18 protein-coding genes are annotated in these 17,531 nt (G+C 40.7%); 8 read left to right on the top strand and 10 right to left on the bottom strand.

Annotated elements, in window-relative coordinates:
- Positions 1-31: 31 nt before the first annotated feature.
- Positions 32-220: a hypothetical protein gene (locus tag M1D81_RS07345; protein ID WP_117730172.1), complete on the bottom strand. Its 189-nt coding sequence runs from the start codon at positions 218-220 to the stop codon at positions 32-34.
- Positions 221-507: 287 nt separating this feature from the next.
- Between M1D81_RS07345 and M1D81_RS07340 the strand changes: the two genes are divergently transcribed.
- Positions 508-1,143 carry a DUF1054 domain-containing protein gene (locus M1D81_RS07340; RefSeq protein WP_024426894.1) on the top strand — a complete coding sequence of 212 codons (636 nt, stop codon included), beginning with the start codon at positions 508-510 and terminating at the stop codon, positions 1,141-1,143.
- Positions 1,144-1,369: 226 nt separating this feature from the next.
- On the opposite strand, the gene M1D81_RS07335 is transcribed toward M1D81_RS07340, so the two are convergent.
- Positions 1,370-1,639, bottom strand: a complete 270-nt coding sequence (locus M1D81_RS07335) for a UPF0223 family protein (protein WP_456265165.1) — start codon at positions 1,637-1,639, stop codon at positions 1,370-1,372.
- A gap of 190 nt (positions 1,640-1,829) precedes the next feature.
- Here M1D81_RS07335 and M1D81_RS07330 point away from each other — a divergent pair, with 190 nt between their 5' ends.
- The gene (locus M1D81_RS07330) at positions 1,830-3,302 is read left to right on the top strand and encodes an aminotransferase class I/II-fold pyridoxal phosphate-dependent enzyme (protein ID WP_456265166.1); all 1,473 of its coding nucleotides are present in this window, start codon (positions 1,830-1,832) and stop codon (positions 3,300-3,302) included.
- 43 nt (positions 3,303-3,345) lie between these two features.
- On the opposite strand, the gene M1D81_RS07325 is transcribed toward M1D81_RS07330, so the two are convergent.
- The gene (locus tag M1D81_RS07325) at positions 3,346-3,465 is read right to left on the bottom strand and encodes a GapA-binding peptide SR1P (RefSeq protein WP_003212464.1); all 120 of its coding nucleotides are present in this window, start codon (positions 3,463-3,465) and stop codon (positions 3,346-3,348) included.
- 315 nt (positions 3,466-3,780) lie between these two features.
- Between M1D81_RS07325 and M1D81_RS07320 the strand changes: the two genes are divergently transcribed.
- Complete coding sequence (locus tag M1D81_RS07320) at positions 3,781-4,161, top strand: hypothetical protein (protein ID WP_223250976.1); 381 nt, start codon at positions 3,781-3,783, stop codon at positions 4,159-4,161.
- Between the two features lie 88 nt (positions 4,162-4,249).
- On the opposite strand, the gene M1D81_RS07315 is transcribed toward M1D81_RS07320, so the two are convergent.
- The 5 genes from M1D81_RS07315 to pdhA all read right to left on the bottom strand — a co-directional run bounded on the left by M1D81_RS07315 (position 4,250) and on the right by pdhA (position 10,532).
- Positions 4,250-5,400, bottom strand: a protein-coding gene (locus M1D81_RS07315; protein ID WP_456265167.1) for an IS3 family transposase whose coding sequence is annotated in 2 segments (ribosomal slippage) — positions 4,250-5,130 and positions 5,130-5,400 — 1,152 coding nt in all. Because the reading frame shifts where the segments join, the coding sequence is not laid out codon by codon here.
- A 170-nt stretch (positions 5,401-5,570) separates the two neighbouring features.
- Positions 5,571-6,983 (bottom strand): dihydrolipoyl dehydrogenase, encoded by a 1,413-nt coding sequence (gene lpdA, locus M1D81_RS07310; RefSeq protein ID WP_024426892.1) that lies wholly within the window; start codon positions 6,981-6,983, stop codon positions 5,571-5,573.
- A gap of 4 nt (positions 6,984-6,987) precedes the next feature.
- The gene (locus M1D81_RS07305; RefSeq protein WP_024426891.1) at positions 6,988-8,328 is read right to left on the bottom strand and encodes a dihydrolipoamide acetyltransferase family protein; all 1,341 of its coding nucleotides are present in this window, start codon (positions 8,326-8,328) and stop codon (positions 6,988-6,990) included.
- Positions 8,329-8,435: 107 nt separating this feature from the next.
- Positions 8,436-9,413 carry a pyruvate dehydrogenase complex E1 component subunit beta gene (gene pdhB, locus M1D81_RS07300; RefSeq protein ID WP_203129765.1) on the bottom strand — a complete coding sequence of 326 codons (978 nt, stop codon included), beginning with the start codon at positions 9,411-9,413 and terminating at the stop codon, positions 8,436-8,438.
- 3 nt (positions 9,414-9,416) lie between these two features.
- Positions 9,417-10,532: a pyruvate dehydrogenase (acetyl-transferring) E1 component subunit alpha gene (gene pdhA, locus M1D81_RS07295; RefSeq protein ID WP_024424754.1), complete on the bottom strand. Its 1,116-nt coding sequence runs from the start codon at positions 10,530-10,532 to the stop codon at positions 9,417-9,419.
- 486 nt (positions 10,533-11,018) lie between these two features.
- On the opposite strand from pdhA, the gene M1D81_RS07290 reads away from it, so the two are divergent.
- Positions 11,019-12,374, top strand: a complete 1,356-nt coding sequence (locus tag M1D81_RS07290; protein WP_456265168.1) for an IS1182-like element ISBpu1 family transposase — start codon at positions 11,019-11,021, stop codon at positions 12,372-12,374.
- 286 nt (positions 12,375-12,660) lie between these two features.
- Here M1D81_RS07290 and M1D81_RS07285 read toward each other — a convergent pair whose 3' ends face one another.
- Positions 12,661-13,329, bottom strand: coding sequence for a YkyA family protein (locus tag M1D81_RS07285; RefSeq protein WP_456265169.1), 669 nt, complete (start codon positions 13,327-13,329; stop codon positions 12,661-12,663).
- Between the two features lie 234 nt (positions 13,330-13,563).
- Here M1D81_RS07285 and M1D81_RS07280 point away from each other — a divergent pair, with 234 nt between their 5' ends.
- Together M1D81_RS07280 and def are read left to right on the top strand one after the other, a co-directional pair.
- Entirely contained in the window at positions 13,564-13,746 is a 183-nt protein-coding gene (locus M1D81_RS07280) for a YjcZ family sporulation protein (protein WP_456267147.1), read from the top strand.
- A 111-nt stretch (positions 13,747-13,857) separates the two neighbouring features.
- The gene (gene def / locus M1D81_RS07275) at positions 13,858-14,415 is read left to right on the top strand and encodes a peptide deformylase (protein WP_172881619.1); all 558 of its coding nucleotides are present in this window, start codon (positions 13,858-13,860) and stop codon (positions 14,413-14,415) included.
- Positions 14,416-14,454: 39 nt separating this feature from the next.
- Here the strand turns inward: def and M1D81_RS07270 are convergent, their stop codons facing one another.
- Entirely contained in the window at positions 14,455-15,234 is a 780-nt protein-coding gene (locus M1D81_RS07270) for a Cof-type HAD-IIB family hydrolase (protein ID WP_024426890.1), read from the bottom strand.
- A gap of 397 nt (positions 15,235-15,631) precedes the next feature.
- Between M1D81_RS07270 and M1D81_RS07265 the strand changes: the two genes are divergently transcribed.
- Complete coding sequence (locus tag M1D81_RS07265) at positions 15,632-15,841, top strand: DNA-dependent RNA polymerase subunit epsilon (protein WP_008345114.1); 210 nt, start codon at positions 15,632-15,634, stop codon at positions 15,839-15,841.
- A gap of 5 nt (positions 15,842-15,846) precedes the next feature.
- On the top strand, positions 15,847-17,514 hold the full coding sequence (rnjA, locus tag M1D81_RS07260) for a ribonuclease J1 (protein ID WP_012009818.1): 1,668 nt from the start codon (positions 15,847-15,849) through the stop codon (positions 17,512-17,514).
- Positions 17,515-17,531: the final 17 nt, after the last annotated feature.

Here is a 17,531-nt window from a genome sequence, read left to right as displayed (position 1 = left end):
ATGAATTGGTTCGTTTTTACCTCACGCTGTTTTACCCTTGAAGCTGCTCCCATTCTTTTCTTAGGCGCTCAAGCTTTCGTTTGCTGCGTTCGATTTGGATGTCATCTTTTTCTTCGATGGCTTCATGAAGTGTAGAAAGCTCATAATCAACCTCTAATCTCCACACAGCGATGCGATTTTTCTTCTCCTGTCTATACCCCTGCTTCACGATTTGCTTCATTGGTCAACGCCCCTTCCAGAGAATGATTCATTCCTTGTCAGTTTTCATTGATAAAAAATTCAATCGATAAGAGAAATGGTTCTTGCTTATATCGTATGAAGCGATCGCATAACCGCAACGACATTCTGAAAATTGTGTCTTTACCTATTAATGATGTACCACAAAATGAAAGGTTTTAAACGCTGCACAACGCCTTTTACAATCTTTTATCTGACGGTGCATCTTTTTTTGAGCTTGACCCAAGCTATGATAAAATATGATCAGCGAAAAGATACAGGAGGCATAACATGAGTGAAATGCGTTTTAGAGATGAAGATTTTGAAACATTCACAGTTGATGGTTTAGATGAACGAATGACTGTATTAAAAGAAAGAGTCCGTCCAAAGCTTGAGGCACTTGGGGAACATTTTGCACCACTTCTTTCTTCTATTACAGGAGACGAAATGTTTGTACACGTCGCAAAGCATGCTAGAAGATCTGTCAACCCGCCAAATGATACATGGGTTGCTTTTGCAAACAGTAAGCGCGGATATAAAAAACTCCCTCATTTTCAAATTGGGCTTTGGAAAACACATGTCTTTGTCTGGTTTGCGCTCATTTATGAATCTCCAGTGAAAGGTGAGTACGGCCAGCTATTTGAAAAAGAGCTAGACACCATCCAGCAGAAAATACCGCAAGATTTTGTTTGGTCTAAAGATCATATGAAACCAGATGTCATGCGTCACAGCGAACTAGATTCCGAACAGCTGAAAACGCTTTTTGAACGTGTTCAAACAGTGAAGAAAGCCGAGCTTCTGTGCGGCATTCAGCTGCCTAGAGAGGAAGTCGTTCAAATGAATAATGAAGAATTCCTATCGAAAATCGAAAATGCCTTCCGCACGCTGACGTATCTATACCGCTTCACACAGAAAGAATCTGTATAAAAAAACGAGCCCTTATAGGCTCGATTCAAATTGTTGACAAAGGGCTAAAATGATTTTGATTTTAGCCCTTTGTCTTCTTTTTCAGCGTGATAGAAACCTTTGAAGTCTAGGAAGGACGAGTACCGGCGCGGAGCGAATTTGACATTCGTGAGCACCGGCACGCAGGCCTGACAACGAATGCGAGGGTTTGTCTGCACGCTGAAACGAGCCCTTATAGGCTCGTTTTTCACATGCGTATAACGGCTGTCTCTTCTGCCTCTCTTGCGGTTTTCACTGCACGATATGGGGAATACCCGCTTCCCTTTTCAAACGCCGCACAATGCGTTTTTTCCTCTGCTTTAGATGGCACAACATCTTTAAATCGTTTATAAGCATCTAATAACTCCTGCTTCGCTATTCCTTTTTCATAGGCTTTTTCAACAGCCTGAAAAAATGAAATGACCGCAATTTTTTCCTCTGTCGTCCAGTCGACATCCATTGGATATTGATATTCCATTTACTTGTCCCTCACTTTAACACTCATTTCTCATTTGAACCTTTATTATAGCATCTGTTTGATCAGAAACCGATTGATTTTATGCTTTACATTCCGATCAGTTCATAATATAATTCTTTTGTTTTATGCAATGAAATCTGCTGTAATTGGCACAATAATAGCAGGTATTTCGATGAAGGTGGGAAAGCAATTGTCACAACATGATACACCCTTATATACTGGACTAAAAAAACACGCAGCAACCAATCCAGTCCAATTTCACATTCCAGGCCATAAAAAAGGAGCCGGAATGGATCCTGAATTTAGAGCATTCATTGGCGACAATGCATTAAGCATTGATCTCATTAATATAGAACCTCTCGATGATTTACATTCACCTCGAGGGATGATAAAAGAAGCACAGGAGCTTGCTGCTGAAGCCTTCGGTGCTGATCATACGTTTTTCTCTATTCAAGGCACAAGCGGCGCCATCATGACAATGGTGATGACGGTATGCGGACCTGGAGATAAAATTATCGTTCCGCGTAATGTCCATAAATCAATTATGTCCGCGATTGTATTTTCTGGCGCAGTTCCAGTTTTTATTCACCCAGAAATAGACAAAGAGCTTGGCATTTCTCACGGTATTACACCTGAATCAGCCAAAAAGGCGCTCACTGAGCATCCAGATGCGAAAGGTTTGCTTGTCATTAATCCAACGTATTTTGGTATTTCAGCAGACTTAAAATCAATCGTAGACATTGCCCATTCATTTGATGTGCCTGTCCTTGTCGATGAAGCCCACGGTGTGCATATACATTTTCACGATGAGCTTCCCCTCTCTGCGATGCAGGCAGGTGCCGACATGGCAGCAACAAGTGTCCATAAACTCGGCGGCTCTCTGACGCAGAGCTCTATTTTAAATATGAAGGAAGGGCTTGTTTCAAAAGACCGCGTGCAATCGATTTTGAGTATGCTGACGACAACATCCACTTCTTATTTGCTCTTAGCGTCACTTGATGTCGCTCGAAAACGATTAGCCACTGAAGGAAAGGCACTAGCTGATGAAGCCATTCGTTTGGCTGAATCAGCGAGAGACCGTTTGAATCAAATTGACGGCATTACCTGCATTGGCAAGGAAGTACTCGGTTCAGCTTCCACTTACGATTATGACCCAACGAAATTAATTATCTCCATTAAAGACCTTGGGTTAAACGGACATGATGTCGAAAAATGGCTGAGAGAAAGCTATCGAATTGAAGTAGAGCTCTCTGACCTTTACAACATTTTATGTATCGTCACCCCTGGCGATTCAGATGAGACAATTGATACGCTCGTGACGGCAATGCAGGAAATTGCCGCAGCCTCTTCTCGTGAGGGCGGCAGACAAGCGGTAACGGAAGTGCTGCTGCCTGAGATCCCATCGCTTGCTATGACGCCGCGTGACGCCTTTTACGCTACAACGGAAGTCGTTCCGTTTAAGGAAGCAGTCGGCCGCATTATCGCAGAGTTTGTGATGGTGTATCCGCCAGGTATTCCGATTTTTATACCAGGTGAAATTATCACAGAAGAAAATATATCGTATATCTTTAAAAATATTGAAATTGGTCTCCCTGTCCAAGGACCTGAAGATTCAACGCTTAAAATGATTCGTGTGATTAAGGAACAAAAACCAATTTTATAAAAAAGAAACATGCAGCCCCAAATGGAGCTGCATGCTTTTTTATTTATTCAGAGGCTTCATCACAGCAATGACAGTGACCGCAAGTTCCGTATAGCGTTGTCACTTTTTCATTTTCAAATTGATCAATGGTTTCATTGCAATCTTGACAAATAATTGTACCCACGTACATTCCCCTTTTCTTCATTCATAGTTTGAAAGCGTTTGATCTATTTCTTATCTCTATAATATGGTGTCACATTTAAGTTGTCAACGGTTAATTGTATGACACATTTAATCATTTTTTATAAATATGTGCTTTTTTTCATCATATTGAGGGAACGTTTCAATTGTATTTTGCTTCATATCAATTCTGTAACAATTGAGTAACAATCGAAAATTGTCAAAAGGGACATGATACACTAGAGTGACTAACAGGGAACAAGCTCCTAAAAATGTTGGGACAACCCCAAATGATTTTGAGGTGAATAGATTGAATTTTATGAGGACACTTCTCATTATATTCCCCATGCTCTTTGTACTTAGTTCATGCTCATTTGCGTATATCATACCGAATCAGACCGACCAAGTCCGTCATATTCAAAAACCGAGAATTCTCTTTTTTACTGATGCAGAAAACCTTGATAAAGAAAGTCCATATTATGATGCAGTCCTCGATTTAAAAAATGAATACCCTAAGGAAATGTCAAAAATGATTGTGAAAGAAGATCGTAAAGGCTGGAAAAATGAAGTGGACGAATTACCGGCTATTTTACTTGTCAATGATGAAAAAGTGATCGTGAAGGTGGAAGGAAATGTCCGCAGTAAACAGGAGATCTTATCGCCTTTATGCCATGCTTTAGACCGCGTCAATACAAACTAATGATATTTACCTTGCACTTATATATTCATATAAAAAACCCCCTCACCAGGGACTGACCCCCGTTTTTGAGACAGGGATCAAAACACCTTTATAAAACAGCCAGTTGCCGAAACTCTTTTGGTGACTGGCTGTTTAATTTCAATTGAATTCGGATATTGTTATAATAATCAATATACTCCCTGACCGTTTTTTCTACAATGGCTGTTGTAGTGTTTGTCAGGTGGTGGAGATAGAATCCTTCTGTTTTTAAACTGGAGTGGAAGGATTCTATGGGGGCATTATCAGCGGGCATTCCCTTCCGGGACATGCTCATGGTAATGCTTTTTTCCTTTATCTCCTTTTGATAAGCATAAGAAGTGTAGACCGAACCTTGATCACTATGAAGTACGCAGCCTTTAGGTAATGTCTGTAACTGCTTCAATGTATCTAAAACAAGAGAAACATCCTGTTTATCACCAATCGTATAAGCCACAATCTCACTAGTATACAAATCTTTTATGCTGGATAGATAAAGTGGTTTTTGACCAAATGGCAAATACGTTATATCTGTCACCAGTTTTTCAAGTGGCTTTGTCGCAGTAAAATCCTGTTTTAAGTGATTTTCTGTAATATAGTAAGGTTGACCAGTCTGTTTACGCTTTTTTATTTTCACACGACACTGTAAACCGTAGGTTTGCATAATGCGTTGTACTGTCTTATGATTTATTCTCCTTTCTTTTCGCAGTAGGGCCGTTATTTTACGATAACCGTACGTATATTGGTGTGACTCACAAAGCGACGATATGAGGTCAATTAACACTTGCTGTTTTGGCAGGAGATCTTGTTTTTTCCAACGATAAAATGTTGATCTTGCGAGCTCAAACATCTGACAGAATGCACTTACACTTACTGTGTCTTTTACCGCATCATAAATCGACACGAATGCTTCTTTTTTCACTTCCTTTCCCATTCTATATACTTTTTTAATAGGTCAATTTGTTGCTTTAAATAAAGATTTTCTGTTTTCAACTTCTCGTTCTCATTTTGATATTCTGGTCCTTTCCCGTAGGTATACTGCTTTCCAACTGGTTGATGAAATCGATGGATTTCACCCTCGCGATACCATTTCATCCACGTTTTCACTTGTGTTCTATTCTTAATTCCTAACTTGTCCATGATTTCTTTTGTCGGGATTCCAGCTAACCTCATTTGAACGGCCTCTTCTTTTACACTAATCGGATAACTAACTCTTTTTCCCATACAAAAAACACCTCCAAATTGTTTTCAGATATGCTATACCCGATTTTTCAATTTAAAGGTGTTTTTATTTGTCTCACTTTATGGGGTCAGTCCCCCACATGAGGGGTTTTTCATATGGAGTTCCAACGCCAAAAAACCCTCTCCATCAAGGAGAGGGTTTATAGGTTTCATTATTTTACGATGTGGATTGGGCTTCCGATTGCTACTTCAGCCGTTTCCATTGTAATTTCACCTAATGTTGGGTGAGCGTGAATTGTCATAGCGATATCTTCAGCAGTCACTCCAGCTTCGATTGCAAGGCTAAGCTCTGAAATCATATCAGAAGCGCCAACACCTGCGATTTGTGCACCGATAACTAGACCATCCTCTTTACGAGTGATCATTTTCATGAAGCCATCAGTTGCATCAAGAGAAAGTGCACGTCCGTTCGCTGCGAATGGGAATTTCGCTGCAACGATTTCGATTCCTTCTGCTTTTGCTTCTGCTTCAGTGTATCCAACAGTTGCAAGTTCTGGCTCAGAGAATACAACAGCAGGAATACCAAGGTAATCAATTTCAGCTGGCTCTCCAGCGATTGCTTCAGCTGCAATTTTACCTTCGTAAGAAGCTTTGTGAGCAAGTGGTGGTCCATCAACGATGTCACCAATTGCATAGATGTTAGATACGCTTGTACGGCATTGTTTGTCTGTTTTGACAACTCCGCGGTCAGTCAATTCAACACCAACTTGCTCAAGACCAAGCTCATCCGTGTTTGGACGACGACCAACAGTCACAAGTACGTAATCAGCATCAACTGTTTTTTCTTCACCTTTTACTTCGAACGTAACAGTGACACCATCAGATTTTTCTTCAACGCCTTTTGCAAGAGCGTTTGTATGGATTTCAACGTTTCCTTTTTTCTTCAGGTTACGTTTAACCAATGAGCTCATTTGCTTTTCGAAACCTGGAAGGATTTCGTCTCCACCTTCAAGGATCACAACTTCTGTTCCAAAGTTTGCATAAGCAGTACCAAGCTCAGTACCGATGTATCCACCACCGATAACAACTAACTTTTTAGGTACTTCTTTAAGCGCTAAAGCACCAGTTGAGTTGATCACGCGGTCTGTGTATTTAAAAGTAGGCAATTCAATAGGACGAGATCCAGTTGCAAGAATTGCATTTTTGAACGTGTAAGTCTGTGCTGAATTATCATCCATTACACGTACAGAGTTGCTGTCTACGAAATAAGCTTCACCTTTGACGATGTCTACTTTATTTCCTTTAAGAAGACCTTGAACTCCACCTGTTAACTTATTAACAACAGAAGCTTTCCACTCTTGAACTTTTGTGAAATCAACTGTTACGTTTTCAGCTTTGATACCCATGTCTTCAGAATGCTTAGCATTTTCAAAACGATGGCCAGCATTGATTAATGCTTTTGAAGGGATACAGCCAACGTTTAGACATACACCGCCAAGTGTTCCTTTTTCAACGATTGTTACTTTTTGTCCAAGCTGTGCAGCACGAATAGCAGCTACATATCCACCAGGACCTGCACCGATGACAAGAGTATCTGTTTCGATTGGGAAATCTCCTACTACCATGACATTACGCCTCCATTAAAATTAATTGTGGATCATTCAATAAACGCTTGATGTGGTTAAGGGCATTTTGCGCAGTAGCTCCGTCAATCATACGGTGGTCAAAGCTTAGGGAAAGAGCTAAGACAGGAGCTGCAACGATTTCGCCATCACGAACAACCGCTTTTTCAGCGATACGGCCAATACCAAGGATCGCTACTTCTGGGTGGTTGATGACTGGAGTAAACCATTGTCCACCAGCAGAACCGATGTTTGTGATTGTGCAAGATGCACCTTTCATTTCAGCTGGAGCCAATTTACCATCACGTGCTTTTGTTGCAAGCTCATTGATTTCGTTAGAAACTTCGAAAATCGCTTTGCGATCTGCATTTTTCACAACTGGAACTAGCAAGCCTTTTTCAGTGTCAGCTGCAATTCCGATGTTGTAGTAATGCTTTTGAACAACTTCATCTGTTTTATCATCGATAGAAGTGTTAAGTACTGGGTACTTTTTCAAAGCAGAAGTTAGAGCTTTTACAACGTAAGGCAAGTAAGTTAACTTGATTCCTTGATCAGCTGCAACTTGTTTGAATTGTTTACGATGTGCAACAAGGTTTGTTACATCAACTTCATCCATTAATGTTACGTGAGGAGCTGTATGCTTAGAGTTCACCATTGCTTTTGCGATTGCTTTGCGGATTCCGCTCATTTTCTCGCGAGTTTCTGGGAATTCTCCTTCAAGAACTGGAGCTGCTGCCGCTTTTGGAGCTGCTTCTTCTTTCGCACTTTCAGCTGCTTGAGGTGCTGCTTCTTGAGCTGCAGAACCACCATTAACGAAGCTGTCGATATCTTCTTTTAACACACGGCCGTTTTTACCAGAACCTGCAACTTTGTAAATTTCAACGCCTTTTTCGCGAGCATATTTACGTACAGATGGCATAGCGATCACGCGTTTGTTTGGATCAGCGTCTACTTGCTCTTGTGCGCCTGCACCAGTTGCTGCTGCCGCTTCTTCTTGTGCTACTTCTTTCTTCTCTGGCTCGTTACCAGCTTCAGCAGTACCTTGTACTTGAGCTTCAGTTTTTGCTTCGCCTTCTTCTTCGCTGCCTTTAAATTGAAGATTTTCGTAACCAGGTGCATCAAACGTAATGATTGTTTGTCCTACAGTTGCAACTGTTCCCTCTTCAACTTTTAATTCTAATACTTTTCCTTTAACAGGTGAAGGAATTTCTACAACTGCTTTATCATTTTGTACCTCTGCTAAAACGTCATCTTCATTGATTTCGTCGTTTGGTTTAACAAACCACTTAACGATCTCACCTTCGTGGATACCTTCTCCGATGTCCGGAAGTTTAAATTCAAATGCCACTGTTTTTCGCCTCCTAGATTTTGTTGAACCCTTGTTGTGTATATTTACACGGTCATGTAATTGATAAAGGGGAAGAGAAATAAATTCTTTTCCCCTCTGTCATTTAATTAAAATTCAAGAACTTTCTTCGCTGTTTCAAGTACATCTTTATGGTTTGGAAGCCATACGCTCTCAGCTTGAGAGAAAGCAAATACAGTATCAGGTGCAGCTACACGAAGTACTGGTGCTTCCAAGCTAAGGATCGCTCTGTCATTGATTTCAGCTACTACGTTTGCAGCAATACCAGCTTGTTTTTGTGCTTCTTGAACAACGATCGCACGGCCTGTTTTTTCAACAGAAGCGATGATTGTTTCAATATCAAGCGGGCTTACTGTGCGAAGGTCGATCACTTCAGCAGAAACGCCTTCTTTTTCTAGCTCTTCAGCAGCTTTTAGTGATTCGTGAACCATTGCACCGTAAGTGATGATTGAAAGGTCGGAACCTTCACGTTTCACGTCAGCTTTACCGATTTCAATTGTGTACTCTTCTTCAGGAACTTCCTGACGGAAAGAACGATAAAGTTTCATATGCTCAAGGAACACTACAGGATCGTTGTCACGAATTGCAGAAATTAAAAGTCCTTTTGCATCGTAAGGTGTTGAAGGAATAACAACCTTGATACCAGGCTGTTGTGCGATAAGACCTTCTAAGCTGTCAGCGTGAAGCTCAGGTGTGTGAACTCCCCCGCCGAATGGAGAACGGATTGTCACTGGAGAATTCCAGCGTCCGCCAGAACGGTAACGCATACGAGCCATTTGTCCAGAAACAGAATCTAATACTTCGTAAACGAATCCGAAGAATTGAATTTCCATTACTGGGCGGAATTCTTGTAGTCCAAGGCCAATAGCAAGACCGCCAATACCAGATTCAGCAAGTGGAGTATCGAATACACGATCCTCACCAAACTCTTTTTGCAATCCTTCAGTCGCACGGAATACGCCGCCGTTTTTACCAACGTCTTCTCCGAAAACGAGAACGTTTTCGTCATTTTTCAGTTCTGTGCGTAACGCATCAGTGATCGCTTGAATCATTGTCATTTGCGCCATGGCTTACTTCGACTCCTTCTGTTTGTAAATTTCAAGCTGTTCAACTAAGTTGAATGGTTTCACATCGTACATGTTTTCAATCAAGTCAGTGACTTTTTGCTTAGGCTGTTCGTCAGCTTCTTTGATTGCTTGTTTGATTTGTTCTTTTGCATCTTCGATCACTTTATTCTCTTCTTCTTCAGACCATAGGCCTTTGTTTTCCAAGAATTTGCGGTAGCGTACCAATGGATCTTTTTGCTCCCACTCGTTTTCATCTTCTTTTGTACGATATCTTGTTGGATCGTCACCAGCCATTGTATGTGGGCCGTAACGGAATGTAAGAGTTTCAATTAATGTTGGACCTTCACCATTTACAGCGCGCTCACGAGCTTCAGCAGTTGCTGCATAAACAGCTAATGCATCCATACCGTCAACTTGTACGCCTACGATACCAGCTGCAGCTGCTTTTTGTGCAATTGTTTGTGCAGCAGACTGCTTTTCAACAGGTGTAGAGATCGCATATCTGTTGTTTTGGACAACAAAAATCGCTGGCGCTTTGTAAGCCCCTGCAAAGTTAATACCTTCGTAGAAATCACCTTGTGAAGCTCCACCGTCACCAGTGTAAGTGATTGCAACAGCTTTTTTCCCGCGCTTTTTCAAACCAAGAGCTACACCAGCAGCTTGAATGATTTGAGCACCGATAATGATTTGCGGTGAAAGTGCATTCACATCTTCAGGCATTTGGTTACCAACAAAGTGTCCGCGAGAGAACAAGAATGCTTTTGTTAGCGGAAGACCATGCCAGATTAATTGTGGTACATCACGATATCCTGGAAGAATGAAATCTTCTTTCTCAAGTGCAAAGTGAGTTGCAAGCTGAGAAGCCTCTTGTCCAGCTGTTGGCGCATAGAAGCCAAGACGTCCTTGACGGTTCAATGAAATTGAACGTTGATCTAATACTCGTGTAAACACCATACGGCGCATTAATTCTTTTAATTGGTCATCTGAAAGATCCGGCATTGCCGCTTCGTTTACGACTTCGCCTTTTTCGTTTAAAATTTGAAACGTTTCAAACTGCTTTTTGATGGCATCAAATTGCTTTTTGCTATCAACAATTGCTTTTTTTGTTTTTGCAGCCATTCTAAAGTCACCTCTTCCTTTCTTTTAACAGTCCATTTGTCGTGAATCCATTTATACATACAGATATAGGATAACCCAAAATACTCATATGACTCCTGTATATAATAGCCACTAAGATCGTTGTCGAAACATTGGTTGACCACTCGTTTTTGAGTCCTTCTAACTGTATTAACGATAGTTCACAAAAAACTAATACAACTTCTGTTAACAAGGAATAGTTTACAACAAGAAAAATAGTCCGTCAATTGATTTAACGGCTTTATTTAAATAAATGTATTCGCTTTACTTTTTAGGGTGAACTGTATCAATCTGTTTAACAAACAACCTAATCTGTACTAGTATAGAGTGTACTACTGTACTACAATAGAAAATGTTTGTTTTTGTCGAAAAATAAAAAAAGAGCTGTTTTTCAGCTCTCAGCTTGTAGACAAAGTCTACAAGCTTTTTTGTATAATAAGGGTATTAACATTTCTGTGGGGGATGAACATGTTATCGAAACGTGAAGAAGAAAGAAGAAATCAATTAGAAGTAGTGGCATTAGATGAATTAGTGCCTGAAGATCATCTTGTACGGAAAATAGATCAAGCAATCGATTTTGACTTCGTTTATGATCTTGTCAAAGATCATTATAGTTCCGACAATGGCAGACCAAGTGTGGACCCCGTTGTTCTCATTAAAATGGTTTTGATCCAATATCTATTTGGCATTCGCTCCATGCGTCAAACGATTAAAGAAATTGAAACCAATGTGGCTTATCGTTGGTTTATTGGGTATGGATTTTCGGAGAAAATTCCGCACTTTTCTACCTTCGGTAAAAACTACGTGAGACGTTTCCACGATACAGATTTATTCGAACAAATTTTTTATCGAATCTTAAGAGAAGCGATGAAAAAAGGCCTCGTTGACCCTTCTGTCGCCTTCATTGATTCAACACATGTCAAAGCGAATGCCAATAAGAAAAAACTTGAAAAGAAAATCGTTCGAGTTGAGACGAGAAGTTATCAAAATCAGCTTCATGAGGAAATTAATATTGATCGTGAAGAACATGGAAAAAAGCCTTTACCCCTTCAGAATAAAGAAGAAATAAAAGAAATCAAGGTCAGTACAACTGACCCAGAGAGTGGCTACTATGTAAAGGATGAACGTGAAAAGTCATTTGCTTATTCATTTCATACAGCTTGTGATTCAAAAGGATTTATTCTAGGATCACTGGTCACAGGTGGCAATGTTCATGATAGTCGTATGTTAGATTCACTCGTATCAAAGGTGACAGAGAAAATCGGAAAACCAAATGTAGTCGCAGTAGATGCTGGATATAAAACACCTTACATCGCTAAGTTTTTAATGGATCAAGAGATAAGACCAGTCATGCCTTACACTCGTCCAAAAACAAAAGCTGGTTATTTGAAAAAGAATGAATACGTGTATGATGCATATTTTGATTGTTACATTTGCCCCAACGGGCAAATTCTCTCCTATCGTACAACAACTAGAGAAGGCTATAAGCAATATGCGTCCGACTCAGAAGTATGTAAGTCCTGCTCGTTTTTAGATAACTGTACACAAAGTCAAAATCATACCAAACAAATTCATCGGCATATTTGGCAGGATTACCTAGATGAAGCAGACAACCTAAGACTCACTGAAATAAATAAGAGCATCTATGCAAAACGGAAAGAAACAATTGAACGCGTTTTTGCGGATGCCAAAGAAAAGCATGGTATGCGTTGGACGAAACTTCGTGGACTAAAAAAAGTTTCAATGCAAGCGATGCTTACTTTCGCTGCCATGAACCTTAAAAAGCTAGCAAACTGGACATGGAAAGGACCATGTCCAGCGTAAAACACATGATATTTTTATCAAAAAATGTGAAAACCCCACTTTTAATTGAAGTAAAAGTGGGGTTTGTCTACGGTCTGAGAGCTGTTTTTCAGCTCTTTCAGATTGTTGACAAAGGGCTAAAATGATTTTTATTTTAGCTCTTTGTCTTCTTTTCAGCGTGATAGAAAACCTTTGCAGTCTAGGAAGGACGGCTACTTTTGCGGAGCGAATTTGACATTCGTGAGCACCTGCGCGCAGGACTGACAACGAATGCGAGGGTTTGTCTACACGCTGAAAGAGCTGTTTTTCAGCTCTTTTTCGACTCTTGATCTGCTGCTTTGTACAAAGCCTTTTTATGATCATTCAATTGATCTGTATATCGATTGAACTTCTTGCTTTCTTTTCTGACTTTGCTATATGAACGATTCACGGTCTTCAGCTTTGACTTCAGCTCTTCATATCCTAGATCCTTTTTCTTTAAAGATTGATACAAATGCTGATCTTGTTTCAGCGCCTTTTGATACTCCTTGTAAAGCTGATCATATGACGCATATCGTTTCTCGAGCGATTTGACCGTTTGATCTGCTTTCTCTTTTAACTCCGCATCTTGCAATCGTGCGGCAGATTCCTTTACCGTTTTCAATTCTTTTTTCGATTCATCCATACTGTCTTTTTCTGTTTTTAAATGTTCTTCTCTTTGTGCTGCCGATGCTAACGCCTGATCAGAAAGGCTTGCCACTGTTTTTGTATGATCCTTTGTTGTTTGAATCATTTTTTTATACAGCTTCTGCTCTTTTTCCTCATAGCTTTGCAGTGTACCTTGCTCTTTTTCGAAGGATGCTTCTTTTTCACTCATTTTCGTCATCGCGTCCTGCATATCATTGAACGGACTTTGACCTCCGCACCCTGTCAGCAAAAGGGTACATATCCCCGCTAAAGCAGCACCTGCTTTTATGCTTCTTTTCATCTGTCTCATGACAAGGTCCCCCTTTACATCTCCACATACCACTATAATTTTTATAGACGTTTGTGACAAGGAAAGAGATCAGTTCAGATGAGGCGGAGAAGATTTTTTTCAAGCAATAGGCGCATGACTATACAAATAGTGCATTCATACATAGTTTATATTACACGCTTCGCCTTCACTTATGAGAGGCCAAGTGTATTTCCAAAGGAGGTCAAAAGTATGTCTAATTATAGTCATGGAAGTATGTATGGTGGCGGCGGTTACGGGTATGGATTCGGTGGTGGATATGGCGGCGGCTGTTGTTACCCAAGTTATGGCGGTGGATACGGATACGGCGGCGGACGTACATTCGCTTTAATCGTTGTGCTTTTCATCCTATTAATTATCGTTGGCGCAGCATTCTTAGGCGGCGGTGGCTGCTGCTAAGGCTGTTTAAGCCTCTGACCGGTCTCATAGGACCGGTCTTCTTTATTTCATTGCATATGTTGTGTATCATTTTATATACTTTACATACAAAGGAAATAGGAGTGAAGTTTTGTGATTACCATGGATGATATCGTAAGGGACGGACATCCCGTCTTAAGACAAACAGCTGAAGCGGTCGAGCTCCCGCCGACAGAAGAGGAAAAACAGCAATTAGCTGACATGATCGAATTCGTCAAAAACAGTCAGGATGCTGACATTGCTGAAAAATACGGACTAAGACCCGGCGTTGGATTGGCAGCTCCGCAAATCAATATTAGTAAACGAATGATCGCTGTTCACTGTGAGGATGAAGACGGAGAAGAATACAGCTATGCTCTGTTCAACCCGCGTATTGTCAGTCATTCAGTCAAAAGAGCTTATTTAGCGAGTGGTGAAGGCTGCTTATCAGTGGATGAAGCCATCCCTGGATTTGTTCCTCGATATCAAAAAATCAGGGTCAAGGCCACTACGCTTGAAGGAGAGGACATTGATATCCGTCTAAAAGGGTTTCCCGCTATTGTCTTTCAGCATGAAATTGACCATTTAAATGGCATTATGTTTTATGATCATATTCAAAAGGATCAGCCATTCGCTGAGCCAGAAAACTCTGTTGCGATCGGCAGATCATAACATAAAAAAGAAGACCCGGCGATCTAAGGGTCTTCTTTTTTATTCTTCAATGAGGCCAAGCTGGGTCACTGCATGGAATATGCCGTCCTCATCTACAGGCTTTGTCACAAAATCAGCCAATGCTTTCAGTTCACTTACAGCATTCCCCATCGCCACGCCTGTTCCAGCAAACGAAATCATTTCTCTATCGTTCAGTCCGTCTCCAAAGGCAATGGTATCCTTTTGATCGTAAGGAAGTCTTTCGATGACTCGTTTGATTCCTTCAGCTTTTGATCCGCCTTTTGGCAGAACATCTGTTGACAGCTCATGCCATCTGACAAGGTCAATTTCTTCGCGGAATGCCTTATACTCCACTTCCTCTTCCGCCTTACAAAATAACAGCATTTGAAAAATGTCGTTTTCTTTAAAGAAAGATACATCGTGCTCAGGATGCTCTGTTTTTAAAGTACCGATTCCTTCATGGATAAACGGATGATTCGGCACAGACGCCTTCATCGTTTCTTCTCCCATAAAAACAAGCGGATGATCATGACGATCCGCTGTCTCATAAATCCGCTCCATCAGCTCCTGCTTCAGCGGATTGCCGTAAATAACGTCTCCCTCATACATGACATACTGACCGTTATAAGCAATGAATGAGTCAAGCCCTAATTCTTCTAAAATGGGCCGAATCAGAAAAGGAGAACGCCCAGATGCAATAAAGAGATGATGGCCTTTTTCTTTTAATAAATGAACCGCTCGCTTCGTTGACTCAGGTATATTTTTATCATGGTCATATAAAGTACCGTCGATATCAAAGAAGATGACTTTTTTATTCATATCTCGCCCTCCTGCCCTTCGTTATGTATACACACTCCCTTTCATCATACAGAAAGATTTCCACTTTCGAAACCAATTCCTTTTGAAAGCGCCCATTTCCCACATATAACCATGTAACATTCATTGGAAACATCATATAATACAAGTATATAGAGAGACCGGAACACGCTGGTTATGCTTACTTCAACCCGAAAGGAGGCGGCATGTGATGCTTCGTCGTCTGCGTAAGAAAATTCGAAGACAATGGAAGGACATGCTTCGTAAAAAATCGATTGCTTAAAGGGATCTTCCGCACATTTGCCGAAGGTCCTTTTTTCTCAGAGACTTTTCTTATGCGCGTTTTTTTAATATAATAGAATAAGCGAGTGTAACATACGGTATTTAAGGAGAGATTTGGATGATATATAAGGTATTTTTTCAGGCAAGTACTACTGAGGTACCTGTAAGAGAACACACAGATTCACTATACGTTGAAGCGGTTTCTGAAAGAGACGTACGCGATAAGTTGAAAAAACATAACTACAACATTGAATTCATTCAGCCTGTAGACGGTGCTTTTTTAGACTATGAACGAGAAAGTGAAAATTTTAAAGTATTGGAGCTATGAGAGGAATGAAATTTGTTAAAAACGATCAGGCGGCAGTTTTTGCGCTCGGCGGTTTAGGCGAGATCGGTAAAAACACGTATGGCGTTCAATTTCAAGATGAAATCATTTTAATTGATGCAGGTATTAAGTTTCCTGAAGACGAGCTTCTTGGAATTGACTACGTCATCCCTGACTATACGTATTTAGTTAAAAACGAAGATAAAATCAAAGGTCTTTTCATCACTCACGGACATGAAGACCACATCGGCGGTATCCCTTACCTTCTCAAGCAAGTGAATATTCCAGTTTACGGCGGCAAACTCGCAATCGGCCTACTTCGTAATAAATTGGAAGAGCATGGGCTCTTGAGACAAACAAAACTTCACATTTTTGAAGAAGAAGATACCATTAAATTTAGAAAAACAGCTGTGTCTTTCTTTAGAACGACTCACAGTATTCCAGATTCTTATGGAATTGTCGTCAAGACACCTCCTGGTAACATCGTACATACAGGTGATTTCAAGTTTGACTTTACTCCTGTTGGCGAGCCTGCCAATTTAACCAAAATGGCTGAGATCGGAAAAGAAGGCGTTCTTTGTCTTTTATCTGATAGTACAAACAGTGAAATCCCAGAATTTACGATGTCTGAAAGACGCGTAGGTGAAAGCATTGATGACATCTTTAGAAAAGTCGATGGACGCATCATCTTCGCCACGTTCGCTTCAAACATTCACAGACTTCAGCAAGTGATTGAGTCTGCTGTTGCCAACGGCAGAAAAGTCGCTGTATTTGGACGCAGTATGGAGTCTGCTATTGATATTGGACAAGATCTTGGCTATATTAAATGTCCAAAAAACACGTTTATTGAACATAATGAAATCAACCGCCTTCCGGCAAACAAAGTGACCATTCTTTGTACTGGAAGCCAGGGTGAACCGATGGCAGCTCTTTCTCGTATTGCGAACGGTACCCACCGCCAGATTTCCATTAACCCTGGAGACACTGTTGTCTTCTCATCTTCACCGATCCCAGGTAACAATATTAGTGTAAGCCGCACCATTAACCAGCTTTATCGTGCAGGTGCTGAGGTCATTCATGGCTCGCTTAATAATATTCATACATCTGGTCACGGCGGACAAGAAGAACAAAAACTCATGCTCCGTTTAATTAAACCAAAATTCTTTATGCCGATTCACGGTGAATACCGCATGCAAAAAACGCATATCAAACTTGCGAATGATTGCGGCATCCCTGAGGAAAACTGCTTTATCATGGATAATGGTGAAGTTCTTGCACTGAAAGGTGACGAAGCAAGTGTCGCTGGCAAAATTCCATCAGGCAACGTGTATATCGATGGAAGCGGTATTGGTGATATCGGAAACATCGTTTTAAGAGACCGCCGCATTCTTTCTGAAGAGGGTCTTGTCATAGTAGTCGTCAGCATGGACATGAAAGAATTCAAAATCTCTGCTGGTCCTGATTTAATCTCAAGAGGTTTTGTCTACATGAGAGAATCTGGAGACCTGATCAACGATGCACAGGATTTAATTTCAAAGCATCTTGAAAAAGTAATGGAACGTAAGACAACTCAGTGGTCCGAAATCAAGAACGAAATTACTGATACCCTTGCACCTTTCCTTTATGAAAAAACAAGACGCCGTCCAATGATCTTACCGATTATTATGGAAGTATAATCACAAAAAGAGACACA

Source organism: Bacillus sp. JZ105, from assembly GCF_053903125.1.
This window is presented reverse-complemented; position numbering and strand designations above follow the sequence as displayed.